Genomic DNA, 16,054 nt, shown 5'->3' on the forward strand with positions numbered 1-16,054 from the left:
TCAGCGCGCGACCGGGGCGGCCGCGTCGGGCAGGCCGTCGCGCAGCTTGGCGGCGATGCGCGGCCCCTCCCCGTCCTCCGGTCCCAGGGTGAGGGCGCGGTGCCACTGATACTGCGCCTCCATACGGCGCCCGCTGGCCCAGTAGACATCGCCCAGGTGGTCGTTGATGACGCTGTTGCGCGATTCCAGCTCGACCGCCTTCTCCATCCACTGCGTGGCGGCCGGCAGGTCGCCCAGCTTGAAGAGCGCCCAGCCCAGGCTGTCGGCGATGTTGCCGTCCTGCGGGCGCAGCGCGGCGGCGCGCTCCAGCATGGCGCGCGCCTCGGCGAGGTTCTCGCCCTTCTCGACCCAGGTGTAGCCGAGATAGTTCAGGACGTAGGGCTGTTCCGGGGCGAGGCGCAGCGCCTGCTGCAGGTCGCTCTCGGCGCCCTTCCAGTCGCCCGAGCGCTCCAGCGCGATGCCGCGGGCGTAGAACAGCACCCAGTGCGACGGGGCCGGCCGCATGCCGACGCGGGCGAGCGCGGTGGAATAGGCCTCCGCCGCCTCGGCATAGCGCTCCCGGCCCCGCAGCAGGTCGCCCAGCCGGGCCGGCACCAGCACGGACTCCGGATGCGCCGAGGCCAGGGCCCGCAACGCCGCCACCGCCGCCTCCGGCTGCTCCGCCCGATCCAGCAGGGTGGCCCGGCGCAGCGCCACCACCGGCGCCAGCGGATCGTCCTCGGCCGCGCCGCGCAGCAGGGCCAGGGCGCTCTCCGGGCGCTTCTGCTCCGCCAGCGCATCGGCCGCCACCAGCAAGGCGGGGGTGAAGTCGGGCCGCAGCCGCAGCGCCATGCGGGAGAGCAGCAGGGTCAGCTCCGGCGCGCCCTGGCCCCGCATGGCGCCGGCCAGCGCCAGCTCGGCCTCCGCCATGCCCTCCACCGCCGAGGCCACGGCACGGCCGCGCAGCAGCGCCCGCCGCGCCGCCTCCGTGCCGAGCAGGGACAGGTCGTCCGCGCCCTCGGCCAGGGCCTGCAGCATCCGCCCCGCCTCCTCCTTCCGGCCGGCGCGGTCGAGGATCCCGGCGATGATCTGCACCATGCGCAGATTGACCTCGGGGCTGCCGGCCAGGGCGAGGCGCACCAGCCGCTCGGCCTCGGCGCCACGGTTGGCAAGGTCGGCGATCATCGCCGCGTGCAGGGCGGCGAGGCCGCGCAGCCGGCCGGATTCGATTTGCGGCCGCAGCGTGGCCAAAGCCGCGTCCGTCTGGCCACGCCCCGCCTGCGCCCAGGCCAGCAGCAGCGGCTGCAGCACCTGCGCCGCGCCGTTCGGCGGCAGCTGGCGCAGCCGGGCCTCGGCGCGCTCCCAGCGCCCCGCCATGGCGTCGGCCCCGGCGAGCACGATCCCTGCCAGCTCGTTCTGCGGCAGGCGGCGGGCGAGGCGCACCGCCTCGGCGCGGCCATCCATCACCGTGGCCAGGAAGGCGCGGCTGACCACCTCCGGCTCGTCCGGCGCCAGGCGACAGGCTTCGAGGAACTGGAGGGCGGCATTCGCCGTATCGGATTCGGCGGCGGCGAGGCGGCCCGCGAGATAGGCGCCCGCGGCGGTGACGCGCGGCCCCGCGGCCGGACCGCGCGCCTGCGTCGCGGCCGCCTGGGGCGCCGCCGCGGGGGCCGGGCCGGCGCCGGCGGCCAGCAGCGCGGCGGCCAGGAGGAGGATGCGGGCGGCGGGGCGCGGCACGGGGGCGGACATGACCATGCGGCGGAGCCTAGAGCAGCGCCCGACCGGAGGGAACCGCCGAGCGATTCCCGCCGGTCGGACACAAGCCCTTCTGGAAGCTTTGTTTTCCGGCACCTTTCGGCCGGGCCTGAAAAGAAGGCCGGCCGGGGCTTACACGCCGTCAGCTTTTGTCACGAAGTCCCGCCGGCGCCTCACATGCCGCCGATGTAGTTCGGCCCGCCGCCGCCTTCCGGCGTGCACCAGTCGATGTTCTGGTCCGGGTCCTTGATGTCGCAGGTCTTGCAGTGGACGCAGTTCTGCGCGTTGATCACCAGCCGCGGCTCGCCCTCCTCGGCGCCCACCGCCTCGTAGACGGCGGCCGGGCAATAGCGTGCCTCCGGCGCGCGATAGACATCCCAGTTCACCGGCCGCCACTTCGCCGGGTCCTTGAGCTTCAGGTGCGCCGGCTGGTCCTCCTCATGGTTGGTGTTGGAGAGGAAGACGGAGGAGAGCCGGTCGAAGGTCAGCTTGCCGTCCGGCCGGGGGTAGGCGATCTTCCGGCTCTGCTCCGCCGGCCGGGTCGTCTTGTTGTCGGCGTGATGCGCCAGGGTCCAGGGCGACCTGCCGCGGGTGAGGTAGGTCTCCAGCGCGGCGTTGACCATGCCGCCCCACAGGCCCCATTTGGCGAAGCCGGGGCGGATGTTCCGCACCGCCTGCAGCTCCTGCCACACCCAGCTCTTCTCCAGCGCCTCGGGATAGGCCGTCAGCACCGGCTCCGACACCTCCTCCGCGATGGCGGCGGCCACCGCCTCGGCGGCCAGCATGCCGGACTTCATGGCCGTGTGGGTGCCCTTGATCTTCGGCACGTTGAGGAAGCCCGCCGTGTCGCCGATCAGCGCGCCGCCCGGGAAGACCAGCTTCGGGATCGACTGGAAGCCGCCCTCGTTCAGCGCGCGGGCGCCATAGGCGATGCGCTTGCCGCCCTCCAGCATCTTCCGCACCTCGGGGTGGGTCTTGAAGCGCTGCATCTCGTCGAAGGGGGAGAGCCAGGTGTTCGGGTAGTCCAGCCCGACGACGAAGCCGATCGAGACCAGGTTCTCGCCGAACATGTAGAGCCAGGCGCCGCCATAGGTGTCGCTGGCGAGCGGCCAGCCGACGGAGTGCCAGATCTTGCCCGGCGTGTGGCCGGCCGAGGGGATCTCCCAGAGTTCCTTGATGCCGAGGCCATAGGTCTGCGGCTGCACGCCGTCGCGCAGGCCGTACTGCGCCATCAGCTTCTTGGTCAGCGAGCCGCGGCAGCCCTCGGCGAAGAGGGTGTAGCGGGCGCGCAGCTCCATCCCCGGCTGGTAGTTCGGCCCCTCCTCGCCCTCGCGCGTGATGCCCATGACGCCGGCGACCACGCCGCGGACGATGCCGTCCTCGACGATGGTCTCGGAGGCGGCGAAGCCGGGATAGATCTCGACGCCCATCGCCTCGGCCCTGGCGCCGAGCCAGCGGCAGACATTGCCGAGGCTGACGATGTAGTTGCCGTGGTTGTGCATCTGCGGCGGCGTCGGCAGCCTGTAGGCCTTCGTCTCCGTCAGGAACATGAAGCTGTCGTCGGCGGCCGGGGTGGCCAGCTCCGGCGGGTCGTCGCGCCAGTCGGGGAGCAGCTCGTCCAGGGCCCGCGGCTCGATCACCGCGCCGGAGAGGATGTGGGCACCGATCTCGCTGCCCTTCTCCACCAGGCAGACCGAGGCCTCGGGGGAGAGCTGCTTGAGGCGGATCGCCGCCGCCAGGCCGGCCGGCCCGCCGCCGACGATCAGCACGTCGAATTCCATGCTCTCGCGTTCGCTCACGTCCTACTCTCCCTTGGTTCCCGCCCAGCGCCTTAACCCGATCGCGGGTTGCGCGGAACCCCGCGCGGGCGCGATATGGCGGGTGCCGATGAGCCCCGTCCCACCCACCGCTTTTCCCGAGGCCGCCCTGCTGCTGGCCGCCCTGCGTCTGCAATGCGACTGGGGCGCCGACGAGGCCCTGGCCGAGCTGCCGCTCGACCGCCTGGCCGCCCCGCCGCCGCAGGCCGCGCCCGAGCCGCCGCCCGAGCCGCCATCCGATCCCCGGCCGGCTCCGGCGCGGCGTGCCCCGTCCGCCCCCGCCGCCTCGCCCGCGCCGCCATCGCTGCTGCCCATGGCCCCGCCCGTGCTCGGCGCCACCACCCTGGCGGCGGCGGCGGACACCCTGGAGGCGCTGCGCGAGGCCATCCGCCGGATCGACACGCCGCTGCGCGACACCGCGACCAACCTGGTTTTCGCGGATGGCAACCCGGCCTCGGGGCTGATGCTGATCGGCGAGGCGCCGGGGGCCGAGGAGGACCGGCTGGGCCGGCCCTTCGTCGGGCAGTCCGGCCAGTTGCTCGACCGCATGCTGGCCAGCATCGGGCTGGACCGGCAGACGGAGGCGCCGGAGCGGAGCTTCTACATCACCAACATCCTGCCCTGGCGCCCTCCCGGCAACCGCACGCCGACGGATGCCGAGATCGCGCTGTTCCTGCCGGTGGTGCTGCGACACATCGCCCTGGTGCGGCCGCGGCGGGTGGTCATGCTGGGCGGCACGGCGGCCAAGGCGCTGCTGCGCGCGCGCGAGGGAATCACCCGGCTGCGGGGCCGCTGGCGCGACCTGCCGCCGGAGGCGGGAGGCATGCCCGCCCTGCCCAGCCTGCATCCGGCCTATCTGCTGCGGAACCCGGCGGCCAAGCGGGAGGCCTGGGCCGATCTGCTGATGCTGCGTCGCGCGCTGGATGGCGCCGGTTCCTCGGCGGATGGGGCGACGGAGTCCGATATCACGGAATAGTGATTTCTGTTCCTGACGAAAGCCAGGCCGTTTCCAGGCCCGGTCTCAGTGGGCGAGACCCGTCCCGCCCTTGGCGCTTGCCGTCACCTCACCATTTCGTTAACGCCGGAAGGCCATGCGAGCGATCCGCACCATGGCCCTTCGCTCACCCGCCCTGGCGCTCGGCCTGGGATGGGCGGCGTCGCTGTGTCTCGGGGCTCAGGTCCCGGCCATGGCGCAAGGGGCCGGACAGACCGCCCCCATCGAGCGGGCCCTGAGCGTCGATCATGCCATCCCGGCAACGGCGGTGGGCGGCCCGGCACGCCCGGGGCTTCCCCAACCTCTGGCGGCCACCGACGCGGCCCGGCTGAGACGCATCTTCGCCCTGCAGGCCGCCGGCCAGATGCCGGCCGCCCTGGAGGAGACCGCCCGGCTGGAGGACCGCCGGCTGATGGGCCATGTGCTGGCCGACCGCTGGCTGCGGCCGGGTCCTGCCGAGCCGGGCCTCGCCGAGCCGGGCCTGCCGGATCTCCACGGCTGGCTCGCCCAGTACGCCGACCATCCCGATGCCACGGCGATCCATGCCCTGCTGAGCCGGCGCCTGCCCCGCGACGCGCCACAGCCGCCGCCGCCGCAGGACGATTCCCTCGCCGCCGATGCCGAGGTGGTGCCCGAGGAGCGCGACCCGGCCTCCCGCGACATCAGCCGCGACGCGCGGCTCGACCGGCTGGTGCGCGGCCGCGCCACCGAGGGCGATGCCGAGGGCGCGCTGCAGGCCGTCGGCCGCGGGGCCAGTGGCAGCTATGCCGCCCTGCTGCGCAGCGAGGTGGCGCTGGCCACCTTCCATCGCGGGCAGGACGAGGAGGCCTATCGCATCGCCGCCGCCGCCGCGCGGGGCCAGCCCCAGCTCGCGCAGCCGGCCTATGTCGCCGGCCTCGCCGCCTGGGGCATGGGCCGGGCGGATTTGGCGCTGGCCCAGTTCGAGCAGGCGGCGCGGGCCGAGAACGCCACCCCCGCCCAGCGCGCGGCCGCCGCCTTCTGGACCGCGCGCGCCGCGGTGCGAACCCGCCGGCCGCAGCTCTACGTGCCCTGGATGCTGCAGGCGGCGCAGGAGCCGCGCACCTTCTACGGGCTGGTGGCGCGGCGCGCCCTCGGCCTGGCGCCCGGCTTCGCCTGGGAGCGCGAGCCGGCCGGCGCCGCCGAAGGGGCCGCCCTGGCCGAGACGGCGCCGGGCTGGCGCGCCCTGGCGCTGCTCCAGATCGACCAGCGGGCCCGGGCCGAGCAGGAACTCCGCCGCCTCTGGCCGATCGCCCGGGGCAACCCGGCCCTGTCGCGTGCCATGCTGGCGGTGGCCAGCCAGGCGGGGCTGACCGATCTCGCCGCCCAGGTGGCGGCCCTGGTGCAGACCGCCGACGGCCGCCCGCGCGACTACGACCGCTTCCCCCTGCCCCGGCTGGAGCCGCTCGGCGGCTTCCGGGTCGACCCCGCCCTGCTCTACGGCATCGCGCTGCAGGAATCCCGCTTCGAGACGCGCGCCGTCTCGCCGGCCGGAGCGCGCGGGCTGATGCAGATCATGCCCGCCACCGCCGGCTACATCCTGGGCGATCCGAACCTGCGCAGCGTCGGCGGGCTCCGGCGCCTGGACGACCCGGCCTTCTCCATGGAGCTGGCGCAGCGCTACCTGCACCACCTCGGCGCGCGCGAGGTGGTGGATGGCGACCTGATCCGCATGCTCGCCGCCTACAACAACGGGCCCGGCAATGTCGGCCGCTGGGCCCCCGCGGTCCGGCACCAGGACGACCCCTTCCTGTTCATCGAATCGATCCCGGTGGCGGAGACGCGGGTCTATGTCCAGCGCGTGCTGGCCTATTCCTGGATCTATGCCAGCCGCCTCGGCCTGCCCGCCCCCAGCCTGGACGCCATGGCCGCCGGGCGCTTCCCCCGCTTCAACGCCACGCCGCTGGAACTGGCCGAGCAGCCGCCGCTTCAGCGTGCCGGCCGGATGGCGGCGCGCTGAGGCCAGCCTTGGCGGGGCGGGCGGCAAGACGCGCCCGGAAGCACCACCGAGGGTGGTTAACGCCTTATAAATCTTTTCGTGAATTGATTATCAGTTTCAGAATATCGCTTGCTGGTTGCAAGAGCGACAAGGGTTGTGCCAACTGCGCCTGGTCGCATTCCGCGGCCCGAAGGCCTCGCCCTTCGTGTCCAGCACGCCAGGTTTCCCGGTCCCATGGCCACCTCTTCCCGCCAGATCGGCTTCGCCGCCCTCGCCGGCGTGCTGTTCCTGGCCCTCTTCCTGACCGGTGGCGCCACCATCCGCGAGGTGCTGCGCGACGCCCAGGGCCAGCGCGAGTCGCTCGATCACAGTCATCAGGTGATCGAGGCGCTGCTGCAGCTCCGGACCTCCTTCCATGACGCGATCTCCTCGCGCAACCAGGCCCTGTTCGGCGTGCCCGGCGAGCATGCGGCCTCCCTCGCGCGGGCACGTCAGGAGATCGAGGCCGGCGTGGACCGCCTCCTGCTGATGCTACCCGAGGACAACGTCTTCCATGCGGCGGCGAAGGGGCTGTCCGCCTCGGCCCTGAGCCTGGGGCGGCGGCTCGGGGCCACCCTGCGTCTCCAGGGCAGCCAGGGGCTGGATCTGCCCATGCTGGTGCGCGAGAGCGCCGCCGAGCGGCATCTGCTGCTGCGGCAGGCCGAGGCCCTGATCGACCGGCAGCGCGATCTCCTGGCCGGCTACAACACGGCCTACCTGGCCAGGGTGCAGGCGGTCCGGCAACTCTTCCTGGCGCTGCTCGGCACCGTGCTGCTCCTGGCCGCCGCGGCGCTCTGGGGGCTGTTCCGGTTCCTGCAGAGCAGCGCGGGCCGCTACAACGCCCTGGCCCAGGCCAAGCGCATCAGCGACGAGGTCAATGCCGCCCTGGCCGAGAGCCGTCGCCGGCTGCTCTCGGTGCTCGACCACGCGCTGGACCCGATCCTGCTGGTGGACCGCGACGGCCGGGTGCAGATCGCCAATGCCGCCGCCGCGCGCGCCTTCCAGCTCAGCCTGCCCGAGATCATCGGCAGCCCCATGCGCAGCCTGGTGCCGGCCTATGGCGCCCGCTCGGGCGAGGTGCGCGCCCACCGCGCCGACGGCACCGGCTTCCCGGCCGAGCTCTCGGTCGGCCACTACGAGGAGGGCGGCGAGGACCGGGCCGTCTGCGTCCTGCGCGACGTCACCGAGCGGCACCGGCTGGACGAGATGAAGAGCGAGTTCGTCTCCACCGTCAGCCACGAGCTGCGCACGCCGCTGACCTCGATCCGCGCCTCCCTCGGCCTGGTGCTGGGCGGCGTGGCCGGCGACCTGCCGGAGGAGATGCGCGAGCTGCTGGAGATCGCGCACAGCAACTCCGAGCGCCTCGTGATGCTGGTGAACGACATCCTGGATATCGAGAAGATCGAGGCCGGGCGCCTGGAGTTCCGCCGCGAGCGCGTCTCCGCCCGGGCGCTGCTGCACCAGGCGGTGGAAGCCAACCGCGCCTATGCCGAGCAGTTCCGCGTCCGCCTCGAGGAGACCGATGACGGCGGCGCCGACGCGATGGTCTTCGCCGATGCCCAGCGCATCCAGCAGGTGCTGGCCAACCTGCTTTCCAACGCCGCCAAGTTCTCGCCGGAGGGCAGCAGGGTCGAGGCCTCGCTGCTGGTCGATGCCGGCAACGTCACCTTCCGCGTGCGCGACCACGGCAAGGGCGTGCCGAGGGAATTCCGCCCGCGCATCTTCCAGCGCTTCGCTCAGGCGGATTCGAGCGACGTGCGGCGCAAGGGCGGCACCGGTCTCGGCCTGTCGATCAGCCGCTCCATCGTCGAGCACCACGCCGGCAGCATCGGCTTCGAGGATGCCGAGGGGGGCGGCACCCGCTTCCACTTCACCCTCCCCCGTCTCGCCGCCCCGGAACAGGCGCCACCCCCCGCCCGCGGGCCAGGCGAGCGCCGCCGCGTGCTGATCGTCGAGGACGACGCCGACGTCGCCCGCCTGTTGCAGATGCTGCTGGACCGCCATGGCTGGGACAGCCGGATCGCGCACAGCGCCGCCGAGACCTTCGCGGCGCTGGACGCGGACCGCTTCGACGCCCTGACCCTCGACCTCATGCTGCCGGACGAGGATGGCTTCTCCCTGCTGCGGCGCCTGCGCGCCCGCGAGGACGGGCGGGCCCTGCCGGTCGTGGTGGTGTCCGCCGTCGCCTCCCAGGCGGTCGATCGGGCAGGCGGCCCGGCGCAGGACACGCTGCACGGCGATGCCATGGGCGTGGTGGACTGGCTGGAGAAGCCGATCGACCAGGACCGGCTGCGCCACGCCCTGCGGCACGCCATGCAGGCCGGCAGCTCCCGCATCCTGCATGTCGAGGACGACCAGGACATCCGCCGCGTCGTCTCCGCCGTCATGGGCGACGCGGCCGAGATGGTGCCGGCGCGCAGTCTGGCCGAGGCGCGCGCGAGGCTGGCCGGGGAGGGCGGCTTCGCCCTGGTGATCATCGACCTCGAACTGCCGGATGGTCCCGGCCTCGCGCTGATGCAGGACCTCCGCGCCTTGCGCCACCCGCCGCCGGTGCTGATCTTCTCCGCCAGCGACGCCGATGCCGAGGCCAGCCGCAGCGTCACCGCCACGCTGGTCAAGAGCCGTACCGGGAACCGCGAGTTGCACGACACCATCCGACACCTGATCGAACGCCCCTCCCCCGCCCCGGCGCCGGACGATTCCTCCCACGCGCCGGCGGGCGATTCCTCCCACGCCCTGGCGGGCGATTCTTCCCACGCCCTGGCGGGCGATGACCGAACGGACAGGCGGCCATGAGCGGGGCGGCGCTGCAGCGGATCCTCTACGTCGAGGACGATCCGGACGTGCGGAAGGTGACCGGCCTGGCGCTGAAGGCGCTCGGCCGCTTCACCATCGAGCCCTGTGCCTCCGGTCAGGAGGCTCTGGACCGCGCCGCGGCCTTCGCGCCGCAGCTGCTGCTGCTCGACGTGATGATGCCGGGCATGGACGGCCCGACCACCCTGCAGCGCCTGCGGGAGCTGCCGGGCCTGGCCGATGCGCCGGCGATCTTCATGACCGCCAAGGTGCAGCCGCAGGAGGTTCGGCGCTACCGCGACCTCGGCGGGCTCGACGTCATCTCCAAGCCCTTCGATCCCATGACGCTGTCGGATCAGGTGCGGCGGATCTGGGAGGGGCGGCATGGCTGAGCGCGCCGGCGGGATGCCGGCCTCCGAGATGCCGGCGGGCGAGGCCGAGCTGCGCGACGCGCTGCGCCGGCTGCGCGCCGATGCCGTGCAGCGCCTGGGCGAGCGGGTGCAGGAACTGGCCCGGGCCTGGGAGCAGGATGTCCGCCCCCCCCTCCTGGCGGGGCAGGCGTCCATGGGGGCCCCGGGGGAGGCCCTGGGGGAAACCCTGGGGGAGGCCCCGGGGGAGACCCTGCTGGAGGCCCTCGGCGAACTGGCCGGCGCGGCGCATCGCCTGTCCGGCTCGGGGGGAACCTTCGGCTTCCCCGCCATCTCCGCCGCCGCCGCGCCGCTGGAGCTGATCCTGCTCGGCCTGCGCGACGACCCCGCCCCGCGGCCCGGCCATCTGCTCCAGGCGGAACAGCTCATCGCCGCCCTCCGCGCCGCCTGGGAGGCGGGGCCGCAGGGCGAGATGACGGAGGCGGCGGAGGGCGGCGCGCATCATCCCGTCGAGACGGCGGAGCCGATCTTCCTCTTCGCCACGCCGCGCAACCAGGCGCTGCTCTCCGCCGTCATCACCAGCCTGGGCTACAGCATCGAGCGGGTCGGGGGGGAGCCCTCGGCGCTGCAGCGCCCCCCCGGCCGGCGCCATTGCGCCGCCGTGGTGGATGACGAGCTCGAGGCCCCGCTGGAGGTCTGCCAGACCCTGGCCGGGCATTGCCCGGTGGTGCTGCTGACCGGCGACATCGGCTTCCCGGCCCGCCTCGCCGCCGCCCGCGCGGGCGTCGATGCCGTGGTGGCCAAGCCGCTCGAGGTCAACGAGCTGGCCGACTGGCTCGACCACTTCGCCGGCCACCGCTCCGATCCGGGCTTCTCGATCCTGATCGTCGACGATGACCGCCTGCTGGCCGAGACCTATGCCCTCGCCCTGCGCCGCGCCGGCATGCAGGTCGCCACCGTGGCCGACCCCTCGCAGGTGATCGAGGCGATCGCCGCCACCGGCCCGGACCTGATCCTGATGGACATGCAGATGCCGGAGACCGACGGCATCGAGCTGGCGCGCGTGATCCGCCAGACCCGGCGGCACCTCTCCCTGCCGATCCTCTTCCTCTCCGCCGAGCAGGACCAGCAGCGGCAGATGCTGGCCCGGCGCCTCGGCGGCGATGACTTCATCCCCAAGCCGGTGGACCTCGACCGCCTGGTCTCGCAGGTGCGGATGCGGGCCGAGCGCGCGCGGGCGCTGCGCGCGGTGATGGAGACCGACAGCCTGACCGGCCTGCTCAACCATGCCCGCTTCAAGGAGCGCGTGGCGCTGGAACTGGCGCGCGCCGAGCGGCACGGCAGCCCCCTCAGCCTCGCCATCCTCGACCTCGACCACTTCAAGAGCGTCAACGACCGCTTCGGCCACCTGGTGGGAGACCGGGTGATCCGCGCCCTCTCGCGCGCCCTGCAGAAGCGGCTGCGGCGCACGGACGTGATCGGCCGCTACGGGGGCGAGGAGTTCGCCGTGCTGCTGCCGAACACGCGCCCGGAAGCGGCCCTGGCGGCGATCGACGGCATCCGCGCCCGCTTCGCCGAGGCGCCCTTCGAGGCCGCCGGGGGCTGCTTCACCGCGAGCTTCAGCGCGGGCATCGCCGGCGCCGATGGTGGCGCGCAGCCCGAGGCGATGATATCGGCGGCCGATGCCGCGCTCTACGCGGCCAAGCGTGCCGGCCGCAACCGGGTGATGCTGGCCGGCGACTGACCCGCAGCCGAAAGGGCACCGCCATGCCGATCGACGAATCGCTCCGCTTCCTGCCCGTCTCCATCGCGGTCCTCACCGTCTCGGACACGCGCGACATGGCAGAGGACCGCTCCGGCGCCCTGCTGGCCGGGCGCATCGAGGCGGCGGGACATCGCCTGCATTCGCGGCGGATCGTCCGTGACGACACGCCGGCGATCGAGGCCGTGCTGCGCGGCTGGATCGCCGATCCGGAGGTCGATGTCGGCATCACCACCGGCGGCACCGGCATCACCGGCCGCGACGTGACGCCGGAGGCCTTCGAGCGGGTGCTGGAGAAGCGGATCGAGGGCTTCGGCGAGCTGTTCCGCATGTTGAGCTACCAGAAGATCGGCACCTCGACGATGCAGTCCCGCGCCATCGGCGGCGTCGCCGGCGGCACCTATCTCTTCGCCCTGCCCGGCTCCTCCGGCGCGGTGAAGGACGGCTGGGACGACATCCTGCGCTTCCAGCTCGATGCCCGGCACCGGCCCTGCAACCTGGTCGAGCTGATGCCGCGGCTGCAGGAGCATCTGCGCTGAGGCTCAGAACAGGGCCAGCTGCCGCGCCTCGGCCGGCGTGCCGCCGGGACCCGGCGGCGGGCTGAACTGGCCGCAATCCAGCGCGCCGCGCGCCTCGCCCCGGGCCGTGAGCCCGAGGCGGCGCGCCGCGACGCGGAACCGGTTGGCCAGCATCTCGGCATAGGGTCCGGACCCCGACATGCGCTGGGCGAAGTCGCTGTCATAGACCCGGCCGCCCCGCGTCTGCCGCACCAGGGCCAGCACCCGCTCGGCCCGGTCCGGCATGTGCTCGCGCAGCCAGTCCTCGAACAGCCCGGCGATCTCCAGCGGCAGGCGCAGCAGCGTATAGGCGGCGCGCGTGGCACCGGAGGCGGCCGACCGCTCGAGGATGCGCTCCAGCTCCATGTCGTTCACCGCCGGGATCATCGGCGCGGCGAGGACGGCGGTGGGCACGCCGGCGGCGGTCAGTTGCCGGATCGCCTCCAGCCGCCGCCCCGGCGCCGCCGCGCGCGGCTCCAGGATGCGCGCCAGGGCAGGATCGAGCGTGGTGACGGAGAGGCAGACGCGCACCAGGTTGCGCGCCGCCAGCCGCTCCAGGATGTCGAGGTCGCGCAGCACGCCGGCCGACTTGGTGACGATGGTGACGGGATGGCCGAAGCGCTCCAGCACCTCCAGCACGCCGCGCGTCAGCTTCAGCTGGCGCTCCACCAGCTGGTAGGGATCGGTGTTGGAGCCCAGCGCCAGCGGGCGCGGCACATAGCCGGGCCGGCGCAGCTCCTTCTCCAGCAGCGCCGCCACCTCCGGCTTGAACAGCAGCCGCGTCTCGAAATCCAGGCCGGGCGAGAGGCCGAGATAGGCATGGCTCGGCCGGGCGTAGCAGTAGATGCAGCCGTGCTCGCAGCCGCGATAGGGGTTCACCGCGCGGTCGAAGCCGATGTCGGGCGAATTGTTCCAGGCGATGGCGCTGCGGGCCGCGTCCCGCGTCAGGGTGGTGGCCAGCGGGGGCAGGTCGGCGAAGCTCTCCTCCAGCGTCTGCCAGCCGTCGTCGAACGCCTCGGTGGCCAGGCGCTCGAAGCGCACCGCCGGGTTCCGCGTCGCCCCGCGGCCCTTGCGCGCGCCTTCCAGCAAGGGAGAGGCGGTGGCGCGGATGCTGCCCTCCGGCATCGTCAGTTCCCTTTCCGTTCGGCCGGACTCTGTGGCCGATTCGCCGTCGCCGTCAAGAACACTTCATGAACGGAACCCCCGGGCCGCCATGGCCCCTGCCATCCCGGGGCAATCCGGTGTTGGATGGCGGCCTCGGAAAGGGCGCCGCCGGAATGCGGCGGCGGAACAGCAAGGGGAGCAGACGATGAAGCGCAGGACCACTCTCTTCGGCCTGGCGGGCGCCGCCGCCGCCTCCAGCGGCTGGACCACGGCCAGAGCCGAATCGGCGGCGGAGTATCCCTCGCGGCCCGTGCGCGTCATCGTCCCCTATGCCGCCGGCGGCGGCACCGACATCTGGGGCCGCATTGCCACCACGGCGATGGCGGCGGATCTGGGGCAGCCCTTCGTGGTGGAGAACCGCGGCGGCGCCTCCGGCATGATCGGCACCGAGGCGGCGGCCCGCGCCCCGGCGGATGGCTACAACCTGCTGTACACGATCACCACCCATGTCCAGGCCCCCGTGGTGCTGCGCCGCTGGAGCTATGACCCGATCAAGGATTTCATGCCGATCGGGCGGCTGGGCACCACCTCGCTGGCGCTGGTGACGCGGTCGGAAACCCCGGCCAACACGCTGGAGGAATTCGTCGCCTGGGCGAAGGGCAAGCGGATGGGCTACGGCTCCTACGCCCAGGGTTCGATCGGCCACGCCTTCGGGCTGATGTTCAACCAGACCGCCGGCCTCGGCATGGAGCATGTCTCCTACCGGGGCGAGGCGCCCATGGCGATGGACATCCTGAACGGGCAGATCGCCTTCGGCTTCCACAGCCCGAGCGTGGTCGGCGGTCACCTCAAGGCGGGACGCATGAAGGCCCTGGCCTGCAGCGGCGAGCGGCGCATCCCCTCCCTGCCCCAGGTGCCCACCATGCTGGAGCTGGGCTACCCGAAGGAATTCGGCTCCGCCTCCTTCAACGGCCTGCTGGCGCCGGCGGCCGTGCCCCAGCCGATCCTGGACAAGCTCGCCGCTTCCTTCCGCAAGGCGGCGCAGGACCCCGATCTGCAGCGCCGGCTGATCGAGATCGACGTGGTGCCGGACTATCTCGGGCCGCAGGAGTTCCGGGCCTACATGGCGGCCTATCTGGAGGACTGGAAGCAGGTGACGGAGCGGCTCAACCTCTACGCCGAGAGCTGAGGCGGATCGGCTGCATCCCCGGCGGCGGCGCCGCGTTCTCCTGACCGGATCAGGCACAAGGGAGATCCCGCCATGACGGATGCCAGCGCGATCAGGGAACACATGGAGGTCATCGGCGCCGATGGCGTCCATGTCGGCACGGTGGACCGTGTCGAGGGCGAGCGCATCAAGCTCACCAAGCAGGACAGTGGCGAGGGCTCGCACAAGGGCCACCACCACTTCATCTCCCTCGGCCTGGTGGCGGAGGTCGAGGGCAACCAGGTCCGGCTCTCCGCCAATGGCGATGTGGCGGTGACCTTCGAGGAAGAGGCCTGACGGGGAAGAGGCCTGACGCGCCTCAGCCGGGGTGGCGCCGCACCAGCAGCGTCATCCCCTCCACGCCCACCACGGCCACGGGCTGCCCGGCCGCGAGGCCGGTGCCCTGCGCCGGCCAGTCGGAATCCCCGACGCGAACGCGCTCCGGCGTGAGCATCACGCCCTGGCGCCCGACCAGGCCGGCCGCCGGCGTGTTCAGCGCCCGGTCCGGCCGCGCCCGGCGGGGGCGCAGGAAGCGCAGCGAGAGGCCGATGCCGAGGGCGAGCAACAGGACATAGGCCAGCAGGGACCCGACGGGGCCAGGCGCCGCCAGCAGCACCAGCAGGCCGGTGCCCACCGCCGCCGCCCCGATCCAGATCAGGAAGGCGCCGGGCAGCAGCAACTCGGCCGCCATCGCCAGCAGGCCGAGGCCGGTCCAGACCTGCCAGGAGGGCATCAGCCCCGCCCTCCGGCCTGGGGCACGGAGCCCTGCGGGGAAGGCGGCGGCGCGGCGGCGCCGTTGCGGAACATCTCCATCGCGCCGGTGATGCCGCCCGCGATTGCCGCGGCCTCCATCGGCACCACCACCAGCTTGGCCGAGCGGCTGGCGGCAAGCTCCCCGAAGGCGCGGATGTAGCGCTCGGCAATGAAGTAGTTCAACGCGGCTTCGCCGCCGCCCCGCGCCGCCGCGGCGACCACGCGCGTGGCCTCCGCCTCGGCCTGGGCCAGCCGCTCGCGCGCCTCGGCATCGCGCCGCGCCGCCTCCAGCCGGCCCTCCGCCTCCAGCACCTGCGCCGCCTTGTCGCCCTCGGCGCGGGCGATCGCCGCCTCGCGCTCGCCCTGGGCCCGGGCCACCATGGCGCGGCGCTCGCGCTCGGCCGTCATTTGGGTGTTCATCGCCGCCACCAAATTGGCCGGCGGCTCGATCTTGCGGATCTCGACGCGCGTCACCTTGGCGCCCCAGGGGTCGGTGGCGCCGTCCAGCACGGAAAGCAGATAGGTGTTGATCTTGTCGCGCGAGGAGAGCGCGGCATCGAGATCCATCTCGCCGATGATGGCGCGGATATTGGTCATGGAGAGGGCGGTCAGCGCCTGGGTCAGGTTCTGCACCTGATAGGCCGCTTTCTCGGGGTCCATGACGCGGTAGTAGACCACGCCATCGACCGAGACATTGGCGTTGTCCCGCGTGATCACCGCCTGCTCGGGGATATCGAGCACCGTCTCCTGCACATTCACCCGGTGGCCGATGCCGTCGATGAAGGGGATGATGAAGTTCAGGCCGGGTTGCAGCACGCGGATGAAGGCGCCGAAGCGCTCCACCGTCCAGGCCTCCCCCTGGCTGACGGTGCGGATGCCCTTGAAGGCTGTGAGAATGGCGAGGCCGAGCAGGATGACGGCGACGATCAGGCCGCCGGGAACGGGCGTGTCCAAGAAGCGTTCTCCCTC

13 protein-coding genes are annotated in these 16,054 nt (G+C 73.0%); 8 read left to right on the forward strand and 5 right to left on the reverse strand.

The genetic code is table 11. The annotated features are described in order from the left end of the window. Together ACF3NH_RS05605 and ACF3NH_RS05610 are read right to left on the reverse strand one after the other, a co-directional pair. Positions 1 to 1,734 carry a tetratricopeptide repeat protein gene (locus ACF3NH_RS05605; protein ID WP_422922164.1) on the reverse strand — a complete coding sequence of 578 codons (1,734 nt, stop codon included), beginning with the start codon at positions 1,732 to 1,734 and terminating at the stop codon, positions 1 to 3. Positions 1,735 to 1,907: 173 nt separating this feature from the next. After that, positions 1,908 to 3,533, reverse strand: coding sequence for an electron transfer flavoprotein-ubiquinone oxidoreductase (locus tag ACF3NH_RS05610; RefSeq protein WP_422922165.1), 1,626 nt, complete (start codon positions 3,531 to 3,533; stop codon positions 1,908 to 1,910). Between the two features lie 88 nt (positions 3,534 to 3,621). On the opposite strand from ACF3NH_RS05610, the gene ACF3NH_RS05615 reads away from it, so the two are divergent. The 6 genes from ACF3NH_RS05615 (at position 3,622) to moaB (ending at position 12,003) form a co-directional block, all read left to right on the forward strand. Next, the gene (locus tag ACF3NH_RS05615; RefSeq protein WP_422922166.1) at positions 3,622 to 4,527 is read left to right on the forward strand and encodes a uracil-DNA glycosylase; all 906 of its coding nucleotides are present in this window, start codon (positions 3,622 to 3,624) and stop codon (positions 4,525 to 4,527) included. 211 nt (positions 4,528 to 4,738) lie between these two features. Continuing rightward, positions 4,739 to 6,523: a lytic transglycosylase domain-containing protein gene (locus ACF3NH_RS05620; RefSeq protein ID WP_422922167.1), complete on the forward strand. Its 1,785-nt coding sequence runs from the start codon at positions 4,739 to 4,741 to the stop codon at positions 6,521 to 6,523. Positions 6,524 to 6,736: 213 nt separating this feature from the next. Further along, positions 6,737 to 9,337 (forward strand): ATP-binding response regulator, encoded by a 2,601-nt coding sequence (locus ACF3NH_RS05625; RefSeq protein WP_422922168.1) that lies wholly within the window; start codon positions 6,737 to 6,739, stop codon positions 9,335 to 9,337. Further along, positions 9,334 to 9,726 carry a response regulator gene (locus ACF3NH_RS05630; RefSeq protein ID WP_198367683.1) on the forward strand — a complete coding sequence of 131 codons (393 nt, stop codon included), beginning with the start codon at positions 9,334 to 9,336 and terminating at the stop codon, positions 9,724 to 9,726. Before ACF3NH_RS05625 ends, ACF3NH_RS05630 begins: the two co-directional genes overlap by 4 nt. Further along, positions 9,719 to 11,446 carry a diguanylate cyclase gene (locus ACF3NH_RS05635; protein ID WP_422922169.1) on the forward strand — a complete coding sequence of 576 codons (1,728 nt, stop codon included), beginning with the start codon at positions 9,719 to 9,721 and terminating at the stop codon, positions 11,444 to 11,446. Before ACF3NH_RS05630 ends, ACF3NH_RS05635 begins: the two co-directional genes overlap by 8 nt. A gap of 23 nt (positions 11,447 to 11,469) precedes the next feature. Next, positions 11,470 to 12,003, forward strand: coding sequence for a molybdenum cofactor biosynthesis protein B (moaB, locus tag ACF3NH_RS05640; RefSeq protein WP_198367685.1), 534 nt, complete (start codon positions 11,470 to 11,472; stop codon positions 12,001 to 12,003). A gap of 3 nt (positions 12,004 to 12,006) precedes the next feature. Here the strand turns inward: moaB and ACF3NH_RS05645 are convergent, their stop codons facing one another. Further along, complete coding sequence (locus ACF3NH_RS05645) at positions 12,007 to 13,146, reverse strand: PA0069 family radical SAM protein (RefSeq protein WP_422922170.1); 1,140 nt, start codon at positions 13,144 to 13,146, stop codon at positions 12,007 to 12,009. A 184-nt stretch (positions 13,147 to 13,330) separates the two neighbouring features. Between ACF3NH_RS05645 and ACF3NH_RS05650 the strand changes: the two genes are divergently transcribed. Together ACF3NH_RS05650 and ACF3NH_RS05655 are read left to right on the forward strand one after the other, a co-directional pair. After that, entirely contained in the window at positions 13,331 to 14,314 is a 984-nt protein-coding gene (locus tag ACF3NH_RS05650) for a Bug family tripartite tricarboxylate transporter substrate binding protein (RefSeq protein WP_198367687.1), read from the forward strand. 72 nt (positions 14,315 to 14,386) lie between these two features. Further along, entirely contained in the window at positions 14,387 to 14,629 is a 243-nt protein-coding gene (locus ACF3NH_RS05655) for a DUF2171 domain-containing protein (protein ID WP_422922171.1), read from the forward strand. Positions 14,630 to 14,651: 22 nt separating this feature from the next. On the opposite strand, the gene ACF3NH_RS05660 is transcribed toward ACF3NH_RS05655, so the two are convergent. Together ACF3NH_RS05660 and ACF3NH_RS05665 are read right to left on the reverse strand one after the other, a co-directional pair. Then, the gene (locus tag ACF3NH_RS05660; RefSeq protein ID WP_198367689.1) at positions 14,652 to 15,065 is read right to left on the reverse strand and encodes an NfeD family protein; all 414 of its coding nucleotides are present in this window, start codon (positions 15,063 to 15,065) and stop codon (positions 14,652 to 14,654) included. Next, positions 15,065 to 16,039, reverse strand: coding sequence for an SPFH domain-containing protein (locus ACF3NH_RS05665; RefSeq protein ID WP_198367690.1), 975 nt, complete (start codon positions 16,037 to 16,039; stop codon positions 15,065 to 15,067). The genes ACF3NH_RS05660 and ACF3NH_RS05665 overlap by 1 nt, the downstream gene beginning before the upstream one ends. Positions 16,040 to 16,054 lie beyond the last annotated feature (15 nt).

It is taken from the genome of Pseudoroseomonas sp. WGS1072 (assembly GCF_049340465.1).
In the GTDB taxonomy this organism is placed as follows: domain Bacteria; phylum Pseudomonadota; class Alphaproteobacteria; order Acetobacterales; family Acetobacteraceae; genus Pseudoroseomonas.

Bases quoted from the DNA above. Each gene is read 5' to 3' on its own strand.
- ACF3NH_RS05605 (WP_422922164.1), bottom strand. From the start codon at position 1,734: ATGGTCATGTCCGCCCCCGTGCCGCGCCCCGCCGCCCGCATCCTCCTC.
- ACF3NH_RS05615 (WP_422922166.1), top strand. From the start codon at position 3,622: ATGAGCCCCGTCCCACCCACCGCTTTTCCCGAGGCCGCCCTGCTGCTG.
- ACF3NH_RS05620 (WP_422922167.1), top strand. From the start codon at position 4,739: ATGGCGCAAGGGGCCGGACAGACCGCCCCCATCGAGCGGGCCCTGAGC.
- ACF3NH_RS05625 (WP_422922168.1), top strand. From the start codon at position 6,737: ATGGCCACCTCTTCCCGCCAGATCGGCTTCGCCGCCCTCGCCGGCGTG.
- ACF3NH_RS05630 (WP_198367683.1), top strand. From the start codon at position 9,334: ATGAGCGGGGCGGCGCTGCAGCGGATCCTCTACGTCGAGGACGATCCG.
- ACF3NH_RS05635 (WP_422922169.1), top strand. From the start codon at position 9,719: ATGGCTGAGCGCGCCGGCGGGATGCCGGCCTCCGAGATGCCGGCGGGC.
- moaB (WP_198367685.1), top strand. From the start codon at position 11,470: ATGCCGATCGACGAATCGCTCCGCTTCCTGCCCGTCTCCATCGCGGTC.
- ACF3NH_RS05645 (WP_422922170.1), bottom strand. From the start codon at position 13,146: ATGCCGGAGGGCAGCATCCGCGCCACCGCCTCTCCCTTGCTGGAAGGC.
- ACF3NH_RS05650 (WP_198367687.1), top strand. From the start codon at position 13,331: ATGAAGCGCAGGACCACTCTCTTCGGCCTGGCGGGCGCCGCCGCCGCC.
- ACF3NH_RS05655 (WP_422922171.1), top strand. From the start codon at position 14,387: ATGACGGATGCCAGCGCGATCAGGGAACACATGGAGGTCATCGGCGCC.
- ACF3NH_RS05660 (WP_198367689.1), bottom strand. From the start codon at position 15,065: ATGCCCTCCTGGCAGGTCTGGACCGGCCTCGGCCTGCTGGCGATGGCG.